The 20,211-nt window shown below is 64.1% G+C and carries 23 protein-coding genes; 11 read left to right on the forward strand and 12 right to left on the reverse strand.

The genetic code is table 11. From position 1 onward, the window contains the following. Nucleotides 1-87 precede the first annotated feature (87 nt). Nucleotides 88-564, forward strand: coding sequence for a VOC family protein (locus ACZYTC_RS22185; RefSeq protein WP_434958357.1), 477 nt, complete (start codon nt 88-90; stop codon nt 562-564). A gap of 165 nt (nt 565-729) precedes the next feature. Here the strand turns inward: ACZYTC_RS22185 and ACZYTC_RS22190 are convergent, their stop codons facing one another. Further along, nucleotides 730-987, reverse strand: coding sequence for a hypothetical protein (locus ACZYTC_RS22190; RefSeq protein WP_488990542.1), 258 nt, complete (start codon nt 985-987; stop codon nt 730-732). 93 nt (nt 988-1,080) lie between these two features. Here ACZYTC_RS22190 and ACZYTC_RS22195 point away from each other — a divergent pair, with 93 nt between their 5' ends. After that, nucleotides 1,081-1,992 (forward strand): LysR substrate-binding domain-containing protein, encoded by a 912-nt coding sequence (locus ACZYTC_RS22195; RefSeq protein WP_488990543.1) that lies wholly within the window; start codon nt 1,081-1,083, stop codon nt 1,990-1,992. Here ACZYTC_RS22195 and ACZYTC_RS22200 read toward each other — a convergent pair. Further along, nucleotides 1,971-2,396 (reverse strand): anthrone oxygenase family protein, encoded by a 426-nt coding sequence (locus ACZYTC_RS22200; RefSeq protein WP_441771197.1) that lies wholly within the window; start codon nt 2,394-2,396, stop codon nt 1,971-1,973. The two genes, ACZYTC_RS22195 and ACZYTC_RS22200, sit on opposite strands and share 22 nt — an antisense overlap. Nucleotides 2,397-2,449: 53 nt before the next feature. Between ACZYTC_RS22200 and ACZYTC_RS22205 the strand changes: the two genes are divergently transcribed. Continuing rightward, on the forward strand, nt 2,450-2,932 hold the full coding sequence (locus ACZYTC_RS22205; protein ID WP_441771142.1) for a MarR family winged helix-turn-helix transcriptional regulator: 483 nt from the start codon (nt 2,450-2,452) through the stop codon (nt 2,930-2,932). A 13-nt stretch (nt 2,933-2,945) separates the two neighbouring features. On the opposite strand, the gene plsY is transcribed toward ACZYTC_RS22205, so the two are convergent. Next, complete coding sequence (gene plsY, locus ACZYTC_RS22210) at nt 2,946-3,632, reverse strand: glycerol-3-phosphate 1-O-acyltransferase PlsY (protein WP_441771143.1); 687 nt, start codon at nt 3,630-3,632, stop codon at nt 2,946-2,948. A 1,113-nt stretch (nt 3,633-4,745) separates the two neighbouring features. Continuing rightward, nucleotides 4,746-6,302 carry a vWA domain-containing protein gene (locus tag ACZYTC_RS22215; protein ID WP_488990544.1) on the reverse strand — a complete coding sequence of 519 codons (1,557 nt, stop codon included), beginning with the start codon at nt 6,300-6,302 and terminating at the stop codon, nt 4,746-4,748. A gap of 225 nt (nt 6,303-6,527) precedes the next feature. On the opposite strand from ACZYTC_RS22215, the gene rtcR reads away from it, so the two are divergent. Further along, nucleotides 6,528-8,123, forward strand: coding sequence for an RNA repair transcriptional activator RtcR (gene rtcR, locus ACZYTC_RS22220; RefSeq protein WP_488990545.1), 1,596 nt, complete (start codon nt 6,528-6,530; stop codon nt 8,121-8,123). A gap of 21 nt (nt 8,124-8,144) precedes the next feature. On the opposite strand, the gene ACZYTC_RS22225 is transcribed toward rtcR, so the two are convergent. The 3 genes from ACZYTC_RS22225 to ACZYTC_RS22235 form a co-directional block, all read right to left on the reverse strand. Beyond that, nucleotides 8,145-8,789, reverse strand: a complete 645-nt coding sequence (locus ACZYTC_RS22225) for a dihydrofolate reductase family protein (RefSeq protein WP_488990546.1) — start codon at nt 8,787-8,789, stop codon at nt 8,145-8,147. Between the two features lie 158 nt (nt 8,790-8,947). Continuing rightward, a complete protein-coding gene (locus ACZYTC_RS22230) occupies nt 8,948-9,340 on the reverse strand; it encodes a nuclear transport factor 2 family protein (RefSeq protein WP_441771146.1) in 393 nt (130 codons plus the stop codon). A 68-nt stretch (nt 9,341-9,408) separates the two neighbouring features. After that, nucleotides 9,409-10,014 carry a TetR/AcrR family transcriptional regulator gene (locus ACZYTC_RS22235; protein ID WP_488990547.1) on the reverse strand — a complete coding sequence of 202 codons (606 nt, stop codon included), beginning with the start codon at nt 10,012-10,014 and terminating at the stop codon, nt 9,409-9,411. Nucleotides 10,015-10,092: 78 nt separating this feature from the next. Here ACZYTC_RS22235 and ACZYTC_RS22240 point away from each other — a divergent pair, with 78 nt between their 5' ends. Beyond that, on the forward strand, nt 10,093-11,013 hold the full coding sequence (locus tag ACZYTC_RS22240) for an alpha/beta hydrolase family protein (protein ID WP_488990548.1): 921 nt from the start codon (nt 10,093-10,095) through the stop codon (nt 11,011-11,013). A 105-nt stretch (nt 11,014-11,118) separates the two neighbouring features. On the opposite strand, the gene ACZYTC_RS22245 is transcribed toward ACZYTC_RS22240, so the two are convergent. From ACZYTC_RS22245 to ACZYTC_RS22255, 3 genes are all read right to left on the reverse strand, one after another. Next, the gene (locus tag ACZYTC_RS22245; protein WP_488990549.1) at nt 11,119-11,640 is read right to left on the reverse strand and encodes a YegJ family protein; all 522 of its coding nucleotides are present in this window, start codon (nt 11,638-11,640) and stop codon (nt 11,119-11,121) included. Between the two features lie 151 nt (nt 11,641-11,791). Continuing rightward, a complete protein-coding gene (locus ACZYTC_RS22250) occupies nt 11,792-12,397 on the reverse strand; it encodes a hypothetical protein (protein WP_488990550.1) in 606 nt (201 codons plus the stop codon). Nucleotides 12,398-12,407: 10 nt separating this feature from the next. Further along, nucleotides 12,408-13,145: an SH3 domain-containing protein gene (locus tag ACZYTC_RS22255; protein ID WP_488990551.1), complete on the reverse strand. Its 738-nt coding sequence runs from the start codon at nt 13,143-13,145 to the stop codon at nt 12,408-12,410. A 150-nt stretch (nt 13,146-13,295) separates the two neighbouring features. Between ACZYTC_RS22255 and ACZYTC_RS22260 the strand changes: the two genes are divergently transcribed. The 5 genes from ACZYTC_RS22260 to ACZYTC_RS22280 all read left to right on the forward strand — a co-directional run bounded on the left by ACZYTC_RS22260 (nt 13,296) and on the right by ACZYTC_RS22280 (nt 16,794). Beyond that, nucleotides 13,296-14,300 (forward strand): 2-hydroxyacid dehydrogenase, encoded by a 1,005-nt coding sequence (locus ACZYTC_RS22260; RefSeq protein ID WP_434958344.1) that lies wholly within the window; start codon nt 13,296-13,298, stop codon nt 14,298-14,300. Nucleotides 14,301-14,323: 23 nt separating this feature from the next. Continuing rightward, the gene (locus tag ACZYTC_RS22265) at nt 14,324-14,914 is read left to right on the forward strand and encodes a nucleoside 2-deoxyribosyltransferase (protein WP_488990552.1); all 591 of its coding nucleotides are present in this window, start codon (nt 14,324-14,326) and stop codon (nt 14,912-14,914) included. A gap of 9 nt (nt 14,915-14,923) precedes the next feature. Then, nucleotides 14,924-15,736: an AraC family transcriptional regulator gene (locus ACZYTC_RS22270; protein ID WP_488990553.1), complete on the forward strand. Its 813-nt coding sequence runs from the start codon at nt 14,924-14,926 to the stop codon at nt 15,734-15,736. Between the two features lie 83 nt (nt 15,737-15,819). Then, on the forward strand, nt 15,820-16,431 hold the full coding sequence (locus ACZYTC_RS22275) for a LysE family translocator (RefSeq protein WP_441771152.1): 612 nt from the start codon (nt 15,820-15,822) through the stop codon (nt 16,429-16,431). Between the two features lie 66 nt (nt 16,432-16,497). Continuing rightward, nucleotides 16,498-16,794 carry a DUF6958 family protein gene (locus ACZYTC_RS22280; protein WP_488990554.1) on the forward strand — a complete coding sequence of 99 codons (297 nt, stop codon included), beginning with the start codon at nt 16,498-16,500 and terminating at the stop codon, nt 16,792-16,794. A gap of 51 nt (nt 16,795-16,845) precedes the next feature. On the opposite strand, the gene ACZYTC_RS22285 is transcribed toward ACZYTC_RS22280, so the two are convergent. Then, the gene (locus tag ACZYTC_RS22285) at nt 16,846-17,862 is read right to left on the reverse strand and encodes an adenosine kinase (protein WP_434958339.1); all 1,017 of its coding nucleotides are present in this window, start codon (nt 17,860-17,862) and stop codon (nt 16,846-16,848) included. Between the two features lie 101 nt (nt 17,863-17,963). On the opposite strand from ACZYTC_RS22285, the gene murJ reads away from it, so the two are divergent. After that, the gene (gene murJ, locus ACZYTC_RS22290; RefSeq protein WP_441771154.1) at nt 17,964-19,535 is read left to right on the forward strand and encodes a murein biosynthesis integral membrane protein MurJ; all 1,572 of its coding nucleotides are present in this window, start codon (nt 17,964-17,966) and stop codon (nt 19,533-19,535) included. A gap of 59 nt (nt 19,536-19,594) precedes the next feature. Here murJ and ACZYTC_RS22295 read toward each other — a convergent pair whose 3' ends face one another. Continuing rightward, complete coding sequence (locus ACZYTC_RS22295) at nt 19,595-20,185, reverse strand: sugar O-acetyltransferase (RefSeq protein ID WP_441771155.1); 591 nt, start codon at nt 20,183-20,185, stop codon at nt 19,595-19,597. Nucleotides 20,186-20,211 lie beyond the last annotated feature (26 nt).

Genomic DNA, 20,211 nt, shown 5'->3' on the forward strand with positions numbered 1-20,211 from the left:
GGCCAAAAATTTGGGCCATTGTCGGATTGGCAGACCTTCCCTCGTCCTTGAGATATCCGGCCGCGAGGCCCCTCGGAGGAGAACGCCATGTCCAAGATTTCGCCGTGCTTGTGGTTTGCGGGGGAGGCCGAGGAGGCCGCCAGTTTCTATGTCTCGCTCTTACCGGATTCGCGCATCGATCATGTGCAGCGCAATGTTGCGGACGGTCCGGGCGGCAAGGCCGGCAGTGTGCTGATGGTCCGCTTCACCCTCGCCGGCGAGAGCTATCTCGCCCTCAATGGCGGCGAGAAATGCGAATACAATCACGCTGTTTCCTTCCACATCGACTGCGCTGACCAGGCCGAGATCGACCGGCTGTGGGATGCGCTGGGCGAGAAGGGCGAATTGATCCATTGCGGCTGGCTCAAGGACCGCTATGGCGTGCACTGGCAGATCGTTCCCTCGATCCTGCCGACGCTGCTGGCCGATCCCGATCAGGCCAAGGCGCAACGGGTCATGACCGCCGTGCTCGGGGCGATCAAGTTCGACATCGCCACGCTGCAGAAGGCCTATGACGCGGTGTAAGGCACTGTCCGGAAGGGCTGAAGCGCTACCTTTGTCTTGCCCGGGCTTGACCGGGCACCCGGCGGCCCGGTCTCGATGCCTCGAAAGGCGGGCTGGATTGCCGGGTCAAGCCCGGCGATGACAGAGGTTGAGCCCATTCAATTCGGTTATTGGTGATCAGCCGTTCTAGCGAGCGGCGATCGCTGCTCCCCGCATGGGCTGATGCGATGGTGCGCGACACGCTGCCGCCCTGCCCGGATTGGGGGCCAGCGCGCCCGCATCATGACCGGGTGCCGGTGGTGGTTCCAGCGGCAGGTCGGCCAGTTCCCGCAGGGACATGGCCTGGAGGCTGGGATGGTCGAGCGGCTCCAGGCTGCGGCCTGATACCAGCCACAGCTTGGTCCAGCACTCCTTAAGGGTCTTGAGTATCCTGACGGTCAGCATGTCTGCGATATCCCTGAATTCTGCTGCTGAATCTCGGGCAAAGGAGGCAGGAAAGAAATGGAGTTCTGCGCGGGCATGCTATAGAAAAACTATATGGATGGTCTGCTGCGATATCAGCTCGGTGCCTTGCGGGCGGTCGAGGCCGCCGGGCGCCTGGGCTCGATGGCGAAAGCCGCCGAGGAACTCGGCGTCACCGTGGGTGCCGTCAGCCAGCAGGTACTCAAGGCCGAGCAGCGGTTGGGACGGCCGATCTTCACGCGCGGACCGAAGGGACTGATGCCGACACCGCTCGGCCGGTCCCTGCTCGCGGGCCTCACCCGCGGTTTCCGGGAGATCTCGCAGGCGCTGACCACGGCCGAGGCCCGGGCCGAGCATGTGCTGACGGTGACGGTCGCGCCGGTTCTTGCCGCCAAATGGCTGGTGCCGCGCTTGCATCGCTTCCATGAGGCTCATCCGGGCCTGCAATTGCGCATCGATGCCTCGGTCGAGCTGGTGGATTTCGACATTTCGGATGTCGATGTCGGCGTGCGCGTCGGCGCCGGGCCCTGGCCGGGCGTACGGGCTGACTATCTCATGGGTCAGAGCCTGTTTCCGCTCTGCTCGCCGTCATTGGCGGCCGGCATTCGGGACATTGAAGATCTGGTCAAGCTTCCTGCCATCATCGACTACAACTCGCCCGAGACCTGGCCGATCTGGCTGGCGGCTAATGGCAAGGCGGATCTGCCGCTCGCGGCCGGTCCGGCCTTTTCGGATGCGGCGCTCTGTCTCGATGCCGCGATCGCCGGCCAGGGCGTGTCGATCGGTTGGCTGACATTGGCCCAGGATGCCCTGCGCGATGGGCGCCTGGTCGCGCCTTTCCCGCGCCCGGTGCAGACAGGCCTTGCCTATTGGCTGGTGAGTTCGGCGCGCCGCAAGCCTTCAGCCAAAGTAAAGGCTTTCGAAGCCTGGCTGCGGGCCGAGCTGGCCGATGTGGCAGCCGGGTCTCAGGCGGAGGCGACGAGATAGGTCAGTGTTGCCGCTGCGCCGAGGGCGGTGCGGACGGCGTGCAGGCGGCCCCAGCGCCCGATGAGCAGGCGCGTCTGCGAGCCCGCCTCATCGTTCGGCGTTGCCTCCAGGAGCCGGTTGGTCGGCATGATGCCCAGCAGCGTATAGGGCCAGTTCGCCAGCATCAGCACGGCGCCAACCAGCCAGAGTGAGCTGCCGGCGAGCCAGGCAGCGGCGAGGCCTGCGAGACCCGAGGCAACGGCGAGACTGGCCTGCATGGCAAAGCCGCGTGCATAGCTCGGTTTCCATTGCGCCAGCAGGGAGGCGTCGTCGAGGCTGAGCCGCGCCGGCTGTTCGGCAACGTTGATGTAGAAGGCGGCCCCAGTGAAGGCGGCTGCAAGGATGAGGGCGATCTGGCCGATCAGCATGGATCTGCTCCAATTTGACAATATGTTGTCGAGTTGGATATATATTGTCAATGAATGAATCGGATCCTGCGCTGGTCGGCGAAGGCGTTACGGCCCTCATCCTCGAAGTGTTCCGCCTGAATGGACGCCTGCTCGCGGCCGGCGACCGGCTGGTGGCCGGAGTCGGGTTGAGCAGTGCGCGCTGGCAGGTGCTCGGCGCCATTGCGCTGGCCGGCACCCCGCAGCCCGTAGCCCATCTTGCCCGTTCCATGGGACTCAATCGCCAGGGCGTGCAGCGCATCGTCAACGAACTGGCGGACGAGGACATTCTCGCCTTCCGCGACAATCCCCATCATCGCCGGGCCAGGCTGGTGATGATGACGGCAAAGGGGAAGACTGCCTATGAAGCCGCGAACCGGCTGCAGAGGCCCTGGGTGGACGCTCTCGCGCAGGGATTGACGGCCGAGGATATCACGGCCTGCCTTCGCTTGATCGAAACCTTACGCCGCCGGCTGGAGGCGGAGGCCGATCCTGACGGGGCCGAGTTCGCATAGATTTTCGGGTGCCTTAAATTTGAGTTTCCGTTTTCGGTCCAGGGCTATTTTGCCCTAGGCGAGGCTCTGTCCCAGTGAGCAGCCGCTGGATGTTGGCGCGATGGCGCACGATCACATAAAGACTGCCTGCGATCACCAGGAGCCGATACGGCAAGGGCTGCTCCAAGGCACAGGCGAGGATGATCGCGGTCAAGGCCGCGAGCATGGAGCCAAGGGAAACAATACGAAAAACAGCCAGCACGATGGCGAAAACTGTCAGGGCACCCAGGCCAACAGGCCAAGAGATCGCCAGCAGCACGCCGAGTCCGGTCGCAACAGACTTGCCACCCACAAAGTTGAGCCAAATCGAACGACTATGTCCCAACAATGCGGCAAGCCCGGCCAGGCAAACCGCCCAGGGAACCCATGTTTGCTGATCAAGCGCCGTCGGTGGCGTGACGGACGGCAATGTATAAGACCAAGGATAGAACCAGAGAGCAAAGGCAATCGCCCCCGCGCCTTTCAGCACATCCACTAGGAGTACCGTCAGCGCCGGCCATTTTCCCAGGGTTCGCAAGACGTTCGTTGCCCCGGTGGATTTGGAGCCATGCTCCCGGATATCGATGCCCTTGAGCAGTTTCCCCGCCAGATAGCCCGTGGGCGTGGAACCGAAAAGATAGGCGATCGCCAATCCAACCGCATTCACGATCCAGAAAATCATGGAGTTCACCTCGATACCGCAATCTCGGCAATCACTATCGGGTTGTCTACCTCCTTGGCTGTTATGGGTTTGTTCAATGGACTGAGCGAAGGGGCGGGCTTGGTCGACATCCCTTCTAGTGGGAATAAGAAAGGAAGACGTTGCGGCGACGAGGATGGCGAAACATATGCTCTACCATTGAGCTACGGGCCCGCATGGTGGACCCGACGGGACTCGAACCCGCATCACTTGGGGAATAGCCATGTAGTTCCGCCGGCATTCGCCGCAACGTTCCAAATCATGCCGGGCAGACGCGGCGACGAAAGGGATGAAACCTCTTCACCCGCGCGGAGCCTTTCGGCCTGGCGCAAGGTTCCGGATTCGAACCAGGAGGACCATGTAGTTCCATCGGCATTCGCCGCTCTGCGCGGTGTCGTTCAAGGTTTGGGCCACGGCGACGAGAGGGATGAGAATGGGCTCCCGATAACGGTGAGTCGGGTACAGCTTGTCCGGCTGCGGCGCCCATGCTTTGGCGACATTGTATTCCCATCGGCATTTGCCGTGACGTGTCGAAATTCCTTTCAGTCGAGGTGCGTGCGGCGACGAGGTTTGAAGGGGGACAATGACTGAGCTACCGCTTGCGCGGGGCGCCATCGAAAACGCCGACCTCCCCCTCTGATGAAAGGGCGCTCTAACCTGTAGTCCCACTGGCATTCGCCGCTTGCTGCAAAATGTCATGTTGGGCCGCGGCGACGAGAGTGACGAAACATCCTGCTCTATCCACTGAGCTACAGGCCTTGCGGCCTGGCGGGAATCGAACCCGCGTCCTGGAGCGTGAAGGCTGTAGTTCCGCCGGCATTCGCCGCGTCCGGTATTAAATCTCCAAAAGCGTTTGCTGAAACGCGCCTTGCTCTGGCAGTGGAAGCCACGACAACAAGAGTGACGAAACGTTACCGCCTTGCGGCGGTCCGTGCTCTAACCGATTGAGCTATGCAGCTTGCGCCGCAGCGGGATTTGAACCCGCAACCCCGGGATTCGCAGTCTGTAGTTCCGTCGACATTTGCCGTGGCCCATTGCCGTACACCTTAGGCTCCGGCCGGCAGCGTGAAGCCGCCGGCCGGAAATCATGTTGCATCAGAGCTCGATCTTCTCGATCTCGCCGACCCAGTGCTCGGCGCTCATCTCGCCCTTCGTGAAGGCCGCGATGGTGTTGAACACCGCATCCGAGAAGCCGCCGATGTTCATCACATCGGCGCGCTCCTGCGCCTGGGTGGTCGTGTAGGGCTGGATGTCGAGACACACCAGCTTGGCATTGGGATTGCTGGTCTTCACCCGCTCCCACTGCTTCATCATCTGCGTGGCCTCGCCGCCCCGGCGCGCATCGATCCAGGACTGGTTGTCCGAGACGAAGATCACCAGGTCCACCTTGGCCTTTTCGTTCGCCAGCTTCTCCAGCGGCGCCGAGCAGTTGGTGCCGCCGCCGCCGATGGAGGCAAGCTTGCGCGCATTGGTCATCACCGTGTCGCGCGGCTCGAGGTCCACGCGGACCACGGTCTGCTCGAACGGGATCACCCGGGCCGACGGATTGGCCCGAAGCACCGAAGCCGCCACCAAGCCGGCCACGTCGATGCAGCGCACCTGCGTGGTCGAACCCTTGCGATAGCCGGTGACCGGCGAGGACATCGAACCCGACACGTCCGGGCAGACGACCACGCGGCCCTCGATCGCGGGCACATTGGCGACCGCGGTCTCCATCGCATCGTGCAGCGCCTCACGCACCACGGGCGGGATGTCCTGCCCGGCCTGCGCATAGGCCATCATCAGCTGATACGGGAACACCCGTGCCCGCTTGATGGCCTCGCGATCGGCAAGCCGCGCGGCAAGCTTTTCGGCGAAGCCCTCCACCTCGAACACGCCGTGGCGCGCAAAGGTGGCGAGATTCATCCGCAGCATCTGCCAGCCGGCCTTGTCGGCGATACCGGCCCAGTGCTGCCGGGTGAGCGGCAGCGCGGTGAGCATCTGGAACGGCACGGCCGGCACCGGCAGCGACGGATCCTGCTTGAAGGCCTCGAACGCCCGGGCGATGTCAGGCAGCGCCTCTACATCGTAGGGACGCCCGATCAGCCAGGCATAGAGTGCCTCGCGCGCCTTGCCGGCGGGCTTGGGGTGGACCATCTTGATCACATCCGCGAGCGAGGGATTGTTGCCCACGCTGGCACGCATGATCTCGATGTCCGAAGCGGTCTCGAGCCAGGCCTGGACCAGCTTCTTCGGCCGGGTCCCGAGGGACTTACGACCGACGGCACCCGACCGCATCACCTGCACGAAATTGCGCAGCATCTTGCCGTTATCGACCACGCGCGGAAACGCCTTGGCGAAATCGCCCGTCTGCAGCATCGAGAGATAGGCGAGCAGGAGAGCCGGCATATCCTTCATATGGCCGCGCTGGCGGGCATAGATGGCCGCCTTGGCGATGAACACGCTCTCCACCTCGCAGACCGCCTTGAGCGTCTCGTCGAGCTGCGCGGTGGCGCTCGCATAGAAGGTGCGGTTCAGCGTACCGGTGACGGCGAGCTGGGCCAGCGCGTGGCGCGGCGTGAACTGATAGGCCGGGGCACCGTGCTTGTTGGCCGCATCGGTCTTCGGCAGCATCTTCCCCACAAAGGAGGCAAACAGCGACTTATTTGCCATGGCAATCATCCTCGTTCGTTACGAGGATCTCTTTGCAGGGAGCGTGCCAAGTCGAATGAGAGGCGACGATTTATTTTACAAGATATTGATTTTAAAGGATAAAAATTTACATACCCAATTCACTGCGCTTCATGAAGTCGGTGGAGGAATGGTACCACCTTAGAATATTGGATATAGTATTATATCATGGTATCTCTTCTGTGAGCCTGCGCCTGTGGAGGACTCATGAAAAAGCGTGTCGCCATCGGGTTCCTCGGCGTCAGCCTGGACAGCGGCAAGCGTGACAAGCGCTGGGAGCGCTGGCGGCCGACAGTGGCGCTTTGCCAGCAGGGGGATCTGCCCATCGACCGCCTCGAATTGATCCACGATATCAGGGCGACGTCGCTGGCCGAGCGGATCACAGGCGACATCGCCGTGATTTCGCCGGATACGCAGGTGGTCAGGCACATCATGAATCTCGCCGATGCCTGGGATTTCCAGGAGGTCTATGGGGCTCTCTATGATTTCGCCAAGGCCTATCCCTTCGATGCCGAGGAAGAGGATTACCTCGTCAACATCACCACCGGCACCCATGTCGCCCAGATCTGCTGGTTCTTGCTGACCGAGGCCCATTATGTGCCCGGCAAACTGATCCAGCTCTCGCCGCCCAAGCGCCAGGGCGAAGGCGTCGCCGGCTCCTATTCGATCGTGGATCTCGATCTTTCGCGTTATGATGCCATCGCCAGTCGTTTCAGGGCGGAGACGCATGAGGCGACTTCCTTCCTCAAATCCGGTATCCCCACCCGCAACACTGCTTTCAACGCCATGATCGACCAGATCGAGCGGGTGGCGATGCGCTCGCGCGCGCCGGTGCTGCTGACAGGGCCGACCGGCGCCGGCAAGTCGCTGCTGGCCCGCCGCATCTTCGAGCTCAAGCAGGCGCGGCGGCAGCTCTCGGGCGGTTTCGTCGAGGTCAATTGCGCCACCTTGCGTGGCGATCATACGATGTCGGCGCTGTTCGGCCATGTGCGGGGCGCCTTCACCGGCGCCCAGACCGATCGGGCCGGTCTCTTGCGTGCGGCCGATGGCGGGTTGCTGTTCATGGACGAGATCGGCGAGCTTGGTCTCGACGAACAGGCCATGATCCTCAGGGCGATCGAGGAGAAACGCTTCCTGCCTGTTGGCGCCGACAAGGAGACGGCCAGCGATTTTCAATTGATTGCCGGGACCAATCGCGATCTGTCGGTCGACGTGCGTTCGGGCAAGTTTCGCGAGGATTTGCTGGCCCGTCTCAACCTCTGGACCTTCGAACTGCCGGGCCTTGCCGCGCGCCGCGAGGATATCGAACCCAATCTCGACTTCGAACTCACGCGCTACGCCGAACGCGAGGGCGAGAACATCGCCTTCAACCGTGAGGCGCGTGCCCGCTACCTTGCCTTCGCGACGGCGGCGGAAGCGCGCTGGACCGCCAATTTCCGCGATCTTTCCGCCTCCGTCACTCGCATGGCGACGCTGGCACCGGGCGGGCGCATCACCGAGGAGGGGGTCGTCGAGGAGATCGCCCGCCTCGTCAGGCTTTGGCGAGCGGGTGACGGCGACGGCACGGACAGGCTGCTCGCGGACCTCGTCGGCGAGGAGCGCGTTGCCGGCATCGACCGGTTTGACCAGGTGCAATTGGCCGAGGTGGTTCGCGTCTGCCGCGCCAGTTCCTCCCTCAGCGCGGCCGGGCGCGTGCTGTTCGCGGCATCGCGACAGGCCAAGGCCAGCTCGAACGATGCCGATCGCCTGCGCAAATATCTGGCGCGCTTCGAACTGGATTGGGAAGAGGTGCGGCAGGGCTGAGTGCGGGTCTTCGAATATGCCTCACTCCCGGACGATGGTCAGGTGGGTGGCTTGTGGTGTCGGGACGCGGTCGGTGACGCGATAGCCCAGGGCCGGCAGGTCGATGCCGGCGAAGAAGCTCTCCCCCTTGCCGAGCAACACCGGCGAGGTGACAAGATGCAGGTCGTCGATCAGGCCGGCCTTGAGATATTGATGGATGGTCGCAACGCCGCCGCCGATTCGCACATCCCTGTTGCCGGCGGCCGCCCTGGCCTGCCGCAGGGCCGACTCGATGCCGTCGGTGACGAAATGGAACACGGTGCCGCCCTCCATCTCGATCGGGTCACGGGCATGGTGGGTCAGTACGAAGACCGGCACGTGATAAGGTGGACTGTCGCCCCACCAGCCTTTCCAGCTTGTGTCGGGCCAGGGGCCGCGAACCGGACCGAACATGTTGCGGCCGAGGATCCAGGCGCCGAGATTGTCCATGCTGCGGGCGGCGAAATCGTCATCGATGCCCGCCTCGCCGCCTTCCTGTCCGAACATCTTGCGGAAAGTCCGGGTGGCGAAGGCCCAGCCATGCAGCTTGGTGCCATTCACGCCGAGGGGATTGTCGAGGCTCTGGTCGGGGCCGGCGCCATAGCCATCGAGCGAAAGGGAAAAGCCCCGGACGATGAGTTTCGACATGTCGTTTCCTCTCCGGTCTGATTGCATATTGAAACCGGTCCAGAAGCTAGTCAAACCGATTTAATTTTGCAATCAGTTTTATCCAAGGTATAGGAAGCCAGATGTGCGGCGGCTGCCGCCGATTTGTCTCTATCTGACGGGACCGGATGCGGCCGGGTTCACGGACGTAGGTCGAAGTGAAAGACCTTCGAGATGATCTGCCAGCGCCCATCGAGATGCACGAAGGTCAGGAGATCGGTGAAATGCTTCGGCCCGATCGCGCATTCGACCCGGGCAAAGGCCGTGACCGGACCGGCGAATTCGATGGACACGATCCTGTCAGCCCGTTCTTCGTTGCGGCTTGCGGGTGAAGGACGCTTGTCCACCATGGGGAAATATTCGGCCATGCCGAGATGCGTCAGGCCTCCTTCGCTGGCGCAGGCATAGAGAGCCTGGGGATGAAAGACATGGCGCAACCTCTCGGTGTCGCTGTGATAGAGCCCGTCGAAATAGGTCTGAAGCGCCGTGACCAGCGCCTCGAAACCGGGATCCTTGGGAGTGTGGCTCGTCATGGCGGTCTTGGCCCTTTCCTGCATGGAATATTAAACGCGAAGAGATATAATTTGCCGGCTATTGAAGGTCAGGCCGCGGCGGGTGTGCGGGAAGTCCTGTTGCCGAGCGCCGTGGTGATCAATGTGGCCGCCGCCTTGCCGGCAGCTTCCATATAGTCGGGGTCGCGGTGCAGCAGCACGACGGCAAAGCTGCCATCGAGCAAAAGCACGACCTGCTGGGCGAGCAGGCCGGCGTCGGCAAGGGCCTCCCGCTCCAATTCGAGCCGCAGCCAGCCCTCGAAGCGCTTCTTGTGGGCGGCGCCGACCTTGATGGCGGGATGGCCGGGCAGGTCGGCGAGTTCGGCGGCGGTGCGCAGGAAGCCGCATCCCTTCCAGCGCGGATGACGGGCCGCGACGGCGAGATTGCGGAAGATGGCCTCGACCTTGGAGGCAACGTCCCCCTGCGCCTCGTCGAACCATCGCCGGAACAGAGCGAGGTTGGGCTGGTCGCGGGCCGCCAGATAGGCAGCGATCAGATCGTCCTTGCTGGTGAAATGATAATAGAGCGTGCGCTTGGTGATGCCGGCCTTGGCGGCGACCGCGTCCACGCCGACATTGCGAATGCCTTTGTCGTAGAACAGGCGCGCCGCGGCGCTGACAATGCGCTCGCGCGTGGTGGTCGCGGATGCAGGCATGGCACAGCCTCCAATGTATACTGACTAGTGAGTATAATCATTGTTGGAAACCGTGCTAACCCTTCGTTCGAGCAAGGGATGGCAATGGCTATGGACACGGCGCCGGCCGAACCGGTCGAAATCATCTGCGGGGACGGGGTCGTTCTTGGCGGCCACCTCTGGCCGGCGGGTGGTGGACGAAGAACGGGCACGGTCATCATCAATGCCGCGACAGGCGTGCTTGCCCGTTATTACCATCGCTATGCCCGTTTTCTCGGCGAACACGGTTTCGATGCGATCACCTATGACTATCGCGGCATCGGCCTGTCACGCCCGGGTGATCTGAAGCATTGCGGCTATCGCTGGAGCGAGTGGGGAACGCGCGATTTCGAGGCCGTGCTGGGTTTTGCCAGGCAGCGCCGGCCGGATGGGCCTCTCTTCGTGGTCGGCCATAGCATCGGCGGCTTCCTGCCGGGACTCGCTGGTAATGCCGCCTGTATCGATCGCATGCTCACCGTCGGCGCCCAATATGCCTATTGGCCCGATTATGCGCGCAGCCACCGTCTCCAATTGCTCTGGCGTTGGCATGTGCTGATGCCCTTGCTTACCGCGATATACGGCTATTTCCCGGGCCGGCGGCTGGGCTGGCTCGAAGACCTGCCGGCCGGAATCGCTCTCGAATGGAGTTTCCGCCGCCGGCGCGTGGAAGACAGCCATCCACGCAAGGAGCGGGAGGAGGTCCTCGCGCGCTTTGCCGCGGTTTCCGCGCCGATCCTGGCGGTGACGGCGTCGGATGATGAATTCGGCACTGTGCCTGCCATCCGGCGTGCCCTGGCCTATTACAGCTCCAGCGCCACGACAGCGGTGCGCCTGCTGCCGCAGGACTACGACCTAGCCGAGATCGGCCATTTCAGCCTGTTCCATGACCGGCATCGCGCCGGCTTCTGGCGGGACACACTCGCCTGGCTGCAGGACGGCGTGAATCCCTGGCCGCACCGGCGCTTCGAGACGATGGGGTGAGGCATGGCGCGCCGGCAGAGCCCGAGCGAAAGATTGTACGAACCCCGACCTTTGTCACCTTCGGCGATTTTCGAGTTCAGGCTTCGCAGGGAGAAATGGCCGGCCTCATTGCGGCGAGGGCGGGCCCTCGCAGGTCAGGCCGATCTGGTCCTTCAACTCCTGGGCCTCGCGCGGATCCTCCTTGGCCAGCAGGGCGCAGGTGGTGAAATTGCCCTTCAGCTTGCCGTCGCGGTAATAGCCCCAGTCCCGGATCCGGCTCCTGAGAAAGGTGAGCTGTTGGCCGAACGTCACATTGCCCACCAGTTCCGGGCGGTTGTTGATCTTGCCGGTGAAACGGTCGCCCCTGTGGCTGACCTCGTTGAGCCAGAAATATTCGGTCTGGGCACCCTGGATGATCGGCACCTTCACGGCGAAGTCGCTGGCGCCGGTGACGTTGCCGTCCAGGGCGTCGATGAAGTCGGGCAGGCTTTCCTGCGCCTTGGCGAACGCGGCCTTCATGGCGGGATCGTCATCCCTGGCCTTCAGCGTGCCGTCGCGGCCGGCCTTCTGGGTCACGGTTTCGGCATGGGCCGCGGACAGGCCAAGAAAGGCGAGGCCTGTTACGGCGAGGAGGAATGCTCTCGTCATCGGCGGCTCCGGTTTCTGGCGTCATCGTAGCGGCAGGACGGGCCGGATCGCAACGGGGGCGTTTTCTGTGGGCGTCTCGCCCTTTATACGGGCCTCGCCGGAGCGGTGCGAGATCGGCACAGAATGTCCCCCTGCATCGTTTTAGGTAAATTCATAGGGCCGCGAGCGCTGCAGCGAAGCGGTGCAAGGCCGGTGGGTCGAAGCCATCCTCGCCGACGAGCACGAAATCGATGGCGTGGGGTTGTAGCGCGGCGGCGGCCGGGAGGAGTGCCGGATCCGTCAGCCCGAGAAAGCAGGGCAGGCCTGCCAACTCGATCAAATGTCGGCAGGCGCCCAGATCGTCCGCGTCATCGAGGTTCAGATGCAGCGCATCGGCAAGGCTGGCATAGGTCTCCACCAGGGCGCTGGCATCGCTGTGGGCTGGATCGATCGACTGGATGATCTTGCGGCCACGGATGATGCGCTTGAGGCCGGGATATTCACTGGTGGCGATCGGCCTTGCAAGGCGGACGGCGAGCGCCGCTGATGCATCGACCTGCTGGGCCACGGTACCGGCCGTCAGCGCCGGGGTGGCCAGGATCGGCGTGACCGCCGGCGGAAGAGCGAGTGCGATCGCCGCCAGCGCCTCGCTGCCTTCCGGCCCCGCCTGCGGAAAGGCTGAAGGGTCGAGCCCGATGGCGTCAGCGCCGGCCTCGACCGCCGCGCCGGCTTGCTCGCGGGAGGCGATCCCGTTGATCATCAGGCGAAGGCGCGGCACCGGTCCCGTCTCAGTCGACGGCTTCGCCGGGATAAGCGCCCCACAGATTGTTTTCCTGGATCCAGCCGTCGAAGCCTTCGCCCTGGATGCGGCACCAGTTAGAGGCACAGCTCTTGATCGAGGCCTGCACGCCGGGCTGCAGCATGGCGACGGCCGTCGCCTTGGCGTCGGCGGTGGCACGGAGCGGCAGCGTCTGTTGCTTGGACCAGGGCGCGATCAGGGCTGTGCGCTTGCCTGAGAGCAGGTTCTGCAGCACCCAGCCTTCGGAGCCGTCGGCGTCGCGGATGCGCCGCCAGTTCTCGAATTCGGCGATCACTTCCACCGGTAAATTGGACTTCTGGTAGATGAAGGACACGGTCTGGTCGCGCGAAGGACCCTGGCGCACATTCACCCTGTCGGGCTTCAGGCTGACGAAGCGTGGCATCGGCAGGCCGGAGACCGGCCCGAGCTGATCCTTGCCGGACCGGTCTCCGGCTGCCGACTTGGGATCGGGCAGCGAGCCGGTGACGTCATCGGCCTGCTTATCCGGAATGGCGGCCTTGCCTGCGCCGGCGATGAAGGCGGCTACGGTGGGGTCGGCAAGCGTATCGGCGCTGATGCCTTCGGTGACCGAGCCTGCCGGCTGCTTCAGGCGCTTGTGGTGAAGATAGTAGACCCCGCCAGCGACGATGAGGGCACAGAAGGCGCCAGCAAAACCGATCTTGGCAATGGGACTTAAACGGGGCGCTTCTTCTTCGTAATAGGACATGCCGGACCTCGACGCACACACTCGCCCGCAACCACCTCTGTTGCTGCGCTTGCCTGTCTGTTAGAGGAAAGACAGCGACGGGCTGCGGGCTTATCGGTGCAGTTTGTCTGAGGGCGGTGAACGCCGTCTTAAAGTTTGCGGGAGGTCGGCATGTCGTTACGAAAAAAACCGCGGGTCGTGGTCACACGCCGCCTGCCGGACAGCGTGGAAACCCGCATGCGCGAATTGTTCGACGCGCAGCTCAACCTGACCGACGAGAAGATGTCGCAGGAGGCGCTGATCGAGGCGGTGAAAACCGCCGACGTGCTGGTGCCCACCATTAATGACCGCATCGACAAGGCGCTGATCGAGGCCGCCGGCAGCAGCCTCAAGCTGATCGCCAATTTCGGCAATGGCGTCGACAATGTCGATGTCGAGGCTGCCGTGGCGCGAAAGATCACCGTGACCAATACGCCGCGTGTGCTCACCGACGACACCGCAGACATGACCATGGCACTGATTCTCGCCGTGGCCCGGCGCGTCACCGAGGGCGCGCGGGTGATTCCCGAAGGCGACAATGCCTGGCCAGGCTGGTCGCCGACCTGGATGCTCGGCCGCCGCATCACCGGCAAGCGCCTCGGCATCATCGGCATGGGCCGCATCGGGCAGGCGCTGGCGCGCCGGGCCAAGGCCTTCGGCCTGCAGGTGCATTACCACAACCGCCATCATGTCGACCCCGCCATCGAGGCGGAACTGGAAGCGACCTATTGGGATTCGCTCGACCAGATGCTGGCCCGCATGGACATCATCTCGGTCAACTGTCCGCATACGCCGGCGACCTACCATCTGCTCTCGGCCCGGCGGCTCAAGCTGCTCAAGCGCGAGGCCCTGGTCGTCAACACGGCGCGCGGCGAGGTAATCGACGAGACCACGCTTGCCAAGATGCTCGATGCCGGCGAGATCGCCGGGGCCGGGCTCGACGTGTTCGAGCATGAACCGGCGGTCAATCCCCGCCTGGTCAAGCTCGCCAAGAGCGGACGCGTGGTGCTGCTGCCGCATATGGGCTCGGCCACCATCGAGGGCCGTACCGACATGGGCGAGAAGGTCATCGTCAATATCCGCGCCTTCATGGACGGGCACAGCCCGCCGGACAAGGTGCTGCCGGAGATGCTGTAGCGCCCCACTCAGGAAGGAATACGATGCGCGTTTATCTGGCCGGTCCCGAAGTCTTCCTGCCCAATGCCCGGGCGGTGCTCGACGCCAAGATCGAGCTCACGCGGCGCTATGGCTTTATCCCGGTCTCGCCCGGTGACCTGGAAATCCCGGCCCAGCCGACCAAGCGCGATTTCGGCCTCGCGATCAGCGCCGTCAATGAAAAGCTGATGCTGAGTGCCGATGCGATCATCGCCAACCTCACGCCCTTCCGCGGCATCGCCGCCGATACCGGCACGGTCTACGAACTCGGCTTCATGTGCGCGCGTGGCTGCCCGGCCTTCGCCTTCTCCAATGTGGCCCAATCGCATTTCGAGCGGCTGCAGGTCTATTATGGCGGCAAGGTCGCTGATGATGCCGAGGGCCGGCCACGCGGCTCGGATGGGCTGGCGGTCGAGGATTTCGACATGGCCGAGAATCTGATGCTGGACGGTGGTATCGAGGCACGTGGCGGCGCGTTCGTCACCCGCTCTGCGGCGCCCGGCAAGCTCTTCGAGGACCTTGCCGCCTTCGAGGAATGCCTCGGGATCGCCGCCGGGCGGCTGCTGCAAGGCGGCAAACCGTCTTCTTCGTCTTAGGCGGCCGGCATGGGCGCGCGAGGCCTGTTCACCGCACGAGCCTCCGGCATGGCCGGGATCGACGCGGTAATAGCCCAAAGCAGCTACAGCTTTCCGCGCCACATGCATGATCAATACGGCATCGGCCTGATCGATCGCGGCAGCCAGAAGTCGGCCAGCGGGCGCGGCCCGGTCGAGGCCGCTGAGGGAGACGTCATCACGGTCAATCCGGGCGAGATACATGATGGCAGCCCCATCGGCGATCGCGGCCGGGCCTGGCGCATGCTCTATTTCGATCCAGCTCTCATGGCAGAGGCGATCGGGGACATCCGCGAAGGCGGCGGCGCAACGTTCGAACTCGCCGATCCAGTGGTACGGGACCGGCGGATTGCCAGCCTTTTCGCCAGGCTTTTCCAGGGCCTCATCGACACTGGGACGAGGGACGCCACCGTTCTTTGCCGCGACGAAACCTTGCTGATCTTGCTGGCCCGGATCAGCGGCGTGGCTGTTCCCGATTCCGCCGTGCCTCGCGCCATCGGAATTGCCCGCGATTACATCGATAGCGATCCAGTCGCGCCCTTATCCCTGTTCGACCTGGCGCAGTTGACAGGGCTGAGCCGCTTTCAGGTGGTCCGCGGCTTCGCGAGGGCAACCGGCATGACGGCGCACGCCTATCTGATGCAGCGCCGTCTCCAGCTGTCGCGGCGCCATATCGCGCGCGGCATGGCGCTCGCCGAGGCCGCTGCGGCGAGCGGCTTCGCCGACCAGAGCCACATGACCCGCCTGTTCGTACGCAGCTACGGCATCTCGCCCGGCACCTATGCGGCGGCACGGGCTCTTTGAATCAGCCCCACACGCTGCAATTGCGTTCAAGACGGGCCTGCCGCCATCGGGGCATTCCTGTGGTTTTCCACCGGAGCCTCCGCATGTCCCTCGACTATCTCGTCACCGCGCTCGTCGTCATCCTCCTGCCCGGCACCGGCGTGCTCTATACGCTGGCTCTCGGGCTGAGCCAGGGTTGGCGCGCCAGCGCCTTGGCCGCCTTCGGCTGCACGCTCGGCATCCTGCCCCATCTCGCCGCTGCGATCGTGGGCCTGGCAGCGCTGCTGCACGCCAGCGCCGTCGCCTTCCAGGCCCTGACCTATCTTGGCGCCGCCTATCTCCTCTACATGGCCTGGAGCGTCTGGCGTGACGGCAGCAGCCTGCAGCTTTCAGGAGATCGGCAGCGCCTGCAACCGGCCCGCATCATCCTCAAGGGCGTGCTCCTGAACATCCTCAACCCCAAACTGTCGCTCTTCTTCCTCGCCTTCCTGCCGCAGTTCATACCGCCCGGCACGGCCAGCCCGATCGCCGCGATGAACGAACTCGCCCTTTGGTTCATGGCCCTGACCTTCCTGGTCTTCCTGGCCTATGGCGCCTGTGCTTCGGCGGTCCGGAACCAGGTGGCGCGGCGGCCAGCCGTGCTCCTCTGGCTGCGCCGCGGCTTTGCACTGGCTTTTGCAGGGCTGGGATTGAAGCTGGCCTTTTCGCGCTTGTGATGTCGGGAACGTTCCGGGATGCGCGTCCCTGCCAATGAAGGACGTCGCAAGCGGGAGGATTCAATCTTGACGAATGCAAGCAGGATCGAGCTGTTGAACGTCAATCACCCTCGCAAGGGCCGGCCGGCGGATGCAGTCCTGTATGTGGCAATGAAGTGGGCCATGCTGGCCGTTCTGCCGGACAGCAAGCCGGGCTTGACCGTTGCGCAGGTCCAGGACGCGGTACCGGCCCTGCTGCCGCAGGATCTCTATCCCGGCGGGGCGAAGGCAGGCTGGTGGGTCAAGGCCGTGCAACTCGACCTCGAGGCGGGAGGCGTCATCCGGCGCGAAAAGGTCTCGCCGCTGCGCCTCTACAAGGCCTGACGCTGCTCGAGAAAAGCCTTCCGGCTTTTCTCGATGATGCCTTGGCTCTCGTCAGAGAAGTCCATTTTCCTGGGCCATCACCCGCAGATTGGTCTGCGGGCGGGCGCCGACATGCTGGATCACCTCGGCGGCGGCCAGTGCGCCCAGCTTGAGCGAGGCCAGATGCGGCAGGCCGCGGGCGAGGCCGAACAGGAAGCCCGAGGCGAAGAGATCGCCGGCGCCGGTGGTATCGACGAGCTTGTCGATCGGGAAAGCCGGTACGGAGACGCGCGTGCCGCCCTCGATCGCCAGCGCGCCGTCTTCCGACCGCGTCACGATGGCGAGGCGGCAATCCTTCTCGACCTGGGCGAGCGCCGTCTCGAAGTCGGAGGTCTCGTAGAGCGACTTGATCTCCTGGGTGTTGGCGAACACGGTATCGACCACGCCCGAACGCATGAGGTCGAGGAACTCGCCGCGGAAACGGTCGACGCAGAAGGAGTCGGACAGAGTGATCGCGACGCGTCGCCCGGCCTTGTGGGCGATGTCGGCGGCTTTCAGGAAGGCGTCCTTGGCATCCTGGGGATCCCACAAATAGCCTTCCATATAGGTGATGGCGGCGCCCTGCACGACGTCTTCTTCGATATCGGCGGGCCCGAGCAGGTGGCAGGCGCCGAGATAGGTGTTCATCGTGCGCTCGCCATCGGGCGTGATGAAGATGAAGCTCTTGGCGGTCGAGGGCCCCTCGCTCAGCGGCACCGTCTGGAAATGCGTGCTTTGGGCGCGCAGGTCATGGGTAAAGACCTTGCCGGCCTCGTCCTGCTTCACCTTGCCGAAATAGGCGGTTTTGCCGCCCAGGGAAGCGACACCCACGGCCGTGTTGGCGGCCGATCCGCCCGAAATCTCGACGCTCTGGCCCATGGCGGCGTAAAGATGGTCGGCCCGTTCCTCGCTGGTGAGGATCATGGCGCCCTTGGCGAGGCCTTCGCGGACCAGGAAATCGTCTTCGGTCTGGGCAAAGACATCGACAATGGCGTTGCCGATGGTGAGAACGTCGAAACGAGGTTTCGCGCTGGAAGGGGATTTGGGCATGCAGTATCTCTGTTTTGCGGCGCGGACTATAGCGATGTGTTGCGTTGCGGCAAGAAAGAGTTGCGATGCAACCGCTGCCGTCGCTGTCGTTCGGAGTTCTGATGGCCTTCCTGCGTAACGCTGCCTCGGTTGGATTCGCCACCCTCGCCTCCCGCATTCTCGGTTTCATCCGTGACACCATGGTGGCGGCGGCGCTTGGCGCCGGGCCGGTGGCGGATGCCTTCGTGGTCGCCTTCCGCCTGCCCAGCCTGATGCGCCGGCTGTTTGCCGAAGGGGCGGTGAACACGGCTTTCGTGCCCTTGCATGCCGAGGCGGAGCGTCGAGGCGAGGGCGAGGCCTTTTCCGACCAGGTCTTCACCCAGGTCGCCCTGGTCTTCTTCCTGCTCTCGGCCTTGGCTCTCATGGCGATGCCGCTGCTGATCGAACTGATCGCACCTGGCTTCGGGAAGGGGGGCGGTCGTGTCGACCTCGCCGTCGCCCTGTCGCGCATCACCTTCACCTATTGCCTGGCAACGGCCGTGATGGTGGTGGCCTCTGCGGTACTCAACGTCAACGGCCGCTTTACGGCCGCCGCCTATGCGCCGGCCCTCGTCAATGTCGTCACCATCGCCACCCTGCTCGGCGCGCCCTTGCTGGTTCAGCTCGACCAGGAGGCCCTGGCGCGCCTGCTGGCCTGGTCTATCTTCATCGGCGGCCTCGCCCAGGGCGCTCTGGTCTTCTTTGCGCTGCATCGGGCCGGCCTGCGGTTGCGCCTGGTCAGGCCCCGCTGGACCCCCGCGGTCCGGCGCTTTTTCCTGCTGGCGCTGCCCGGCGTGCTGACGGCGGGGGCGACGCAGGTCAATGCCTTCATCGGCCTGATCGTGGCCTCGGCCGATCCCGGCGCCGTCACCTGGCTCTATTATGCCGACCGCCTCTACCAGCTTCCATTGGGCATCATTGCGGTGGCGCTCGGCAATGCCTTGCTGCCGGAACTCGCCCGGGCCAGCACCCGAGGCGACCGGCAAGCCGAGAGCGGCATCCTGAGCCGGGCGGTCGAATTCGCAGCTTTTCTCAGCCTGCCCGCTGGCTTGGCCTTGATCATTCTGGCCGGTCCCATCGTCTCCGTGCTGTTCGAGCGCGGCGCCTTCACAGCCAGCGACAGCAGCGCCACCGCCTGGGCCCTGGCGGGTTTTGCGGTCGGCCTGCCGGCCTTCGCCGGGGCCAAGGTATTGCAGCCGCTGTTCTTCGCGCGTGCCCGCATGCGCCTGCCTTTCGTGATCGCCCTGATCGGCGCGATCGCCGACGTGATCCTGTCCCTGGCCCTCTTTCCAGTCTGGCGCCAGACCGGCATCGCCGTCGCCGCCGCGGCGTCAGGCTGGATCAACCTCGTCCTGCTGCTCCTGGTGACTTGGCAAGGCGGATTTCTGCAACTCGATCCGTCTGCCCGTTTGCGACTGCCCAGGATCGTGGCCGCCGCTATCCTGATGCTGGCCGCCGTTTATGGAGTGGCGCAGGTCATGGAGAGCTGGCTGATCTCAGGGCAGCCCTTGGCGTTACGAGTGGCGGCGCTGGCCCTTCTCTGCGGCGGCGGCCTGACGTTCTACCTCGTCCTTTGCTGGTTGTTTGGCGCCATCGATCGCAAGGCCGGATTGCGGACGCTATTGGCCGGACGTAAGCCGAAGGCCGGCCTCTAGCGGTCGGGTCGTAAGACCGCATTGCGAGGCAGATCTGTCATCGAAATGCAACGGCCATGTCAGGGCCTGAAGCCCGTGCGATCGGCATCGGCGATAGCGCGGATGATCTGGGCTGGAACGCCGGCGGCAATCACGTTTGGCGGGATGTCGCGGGTCACCACGCTGCCCGATCCGATGATGGCATTGTCGCCAATGCTCACGCCTGGATTGATATGGACGCCGGCGCCGATCCAGACCCGGTTGCCGATCCGCACCGGTTTGGCCTGGCAGGCGCCGGCGGCCCGCTCGATCGGATCGATGGCATGATTGGCGGTGTAAATACCGACCCGTGGCCCGAACAGCACATGATCTCCGATCTCGACGCCACCGCCATCGAGAATCACGCAGTCGAAATTGGCGTAGAAGGAGCGCCCGAGGCTGATGTTGAAGCCGAACTCGCAGCGAAAGCTCGGCTCGAACAGAGCGCCCGGGCCGACCGATTTCAGGAGTGACCTCAGAATGGCCTCGCGCGCTTCGGCCGGCTCGCCAATGCTCCGGTGATAGGCGTCAGTGCGTTCGACCGCCTTGGCACGGGCCGCGATCAGTTCGGGTGTCAGGTCGTTATACACGGCGCCGCTGAGCATCAGGGCGCGCTGGGCCTCCAGATCCACCGGGACCTCCTGTTCCCTGGAGCAAG

It is taken from the genome of Labrys sp. F242 (assembly GCF_057813875.1).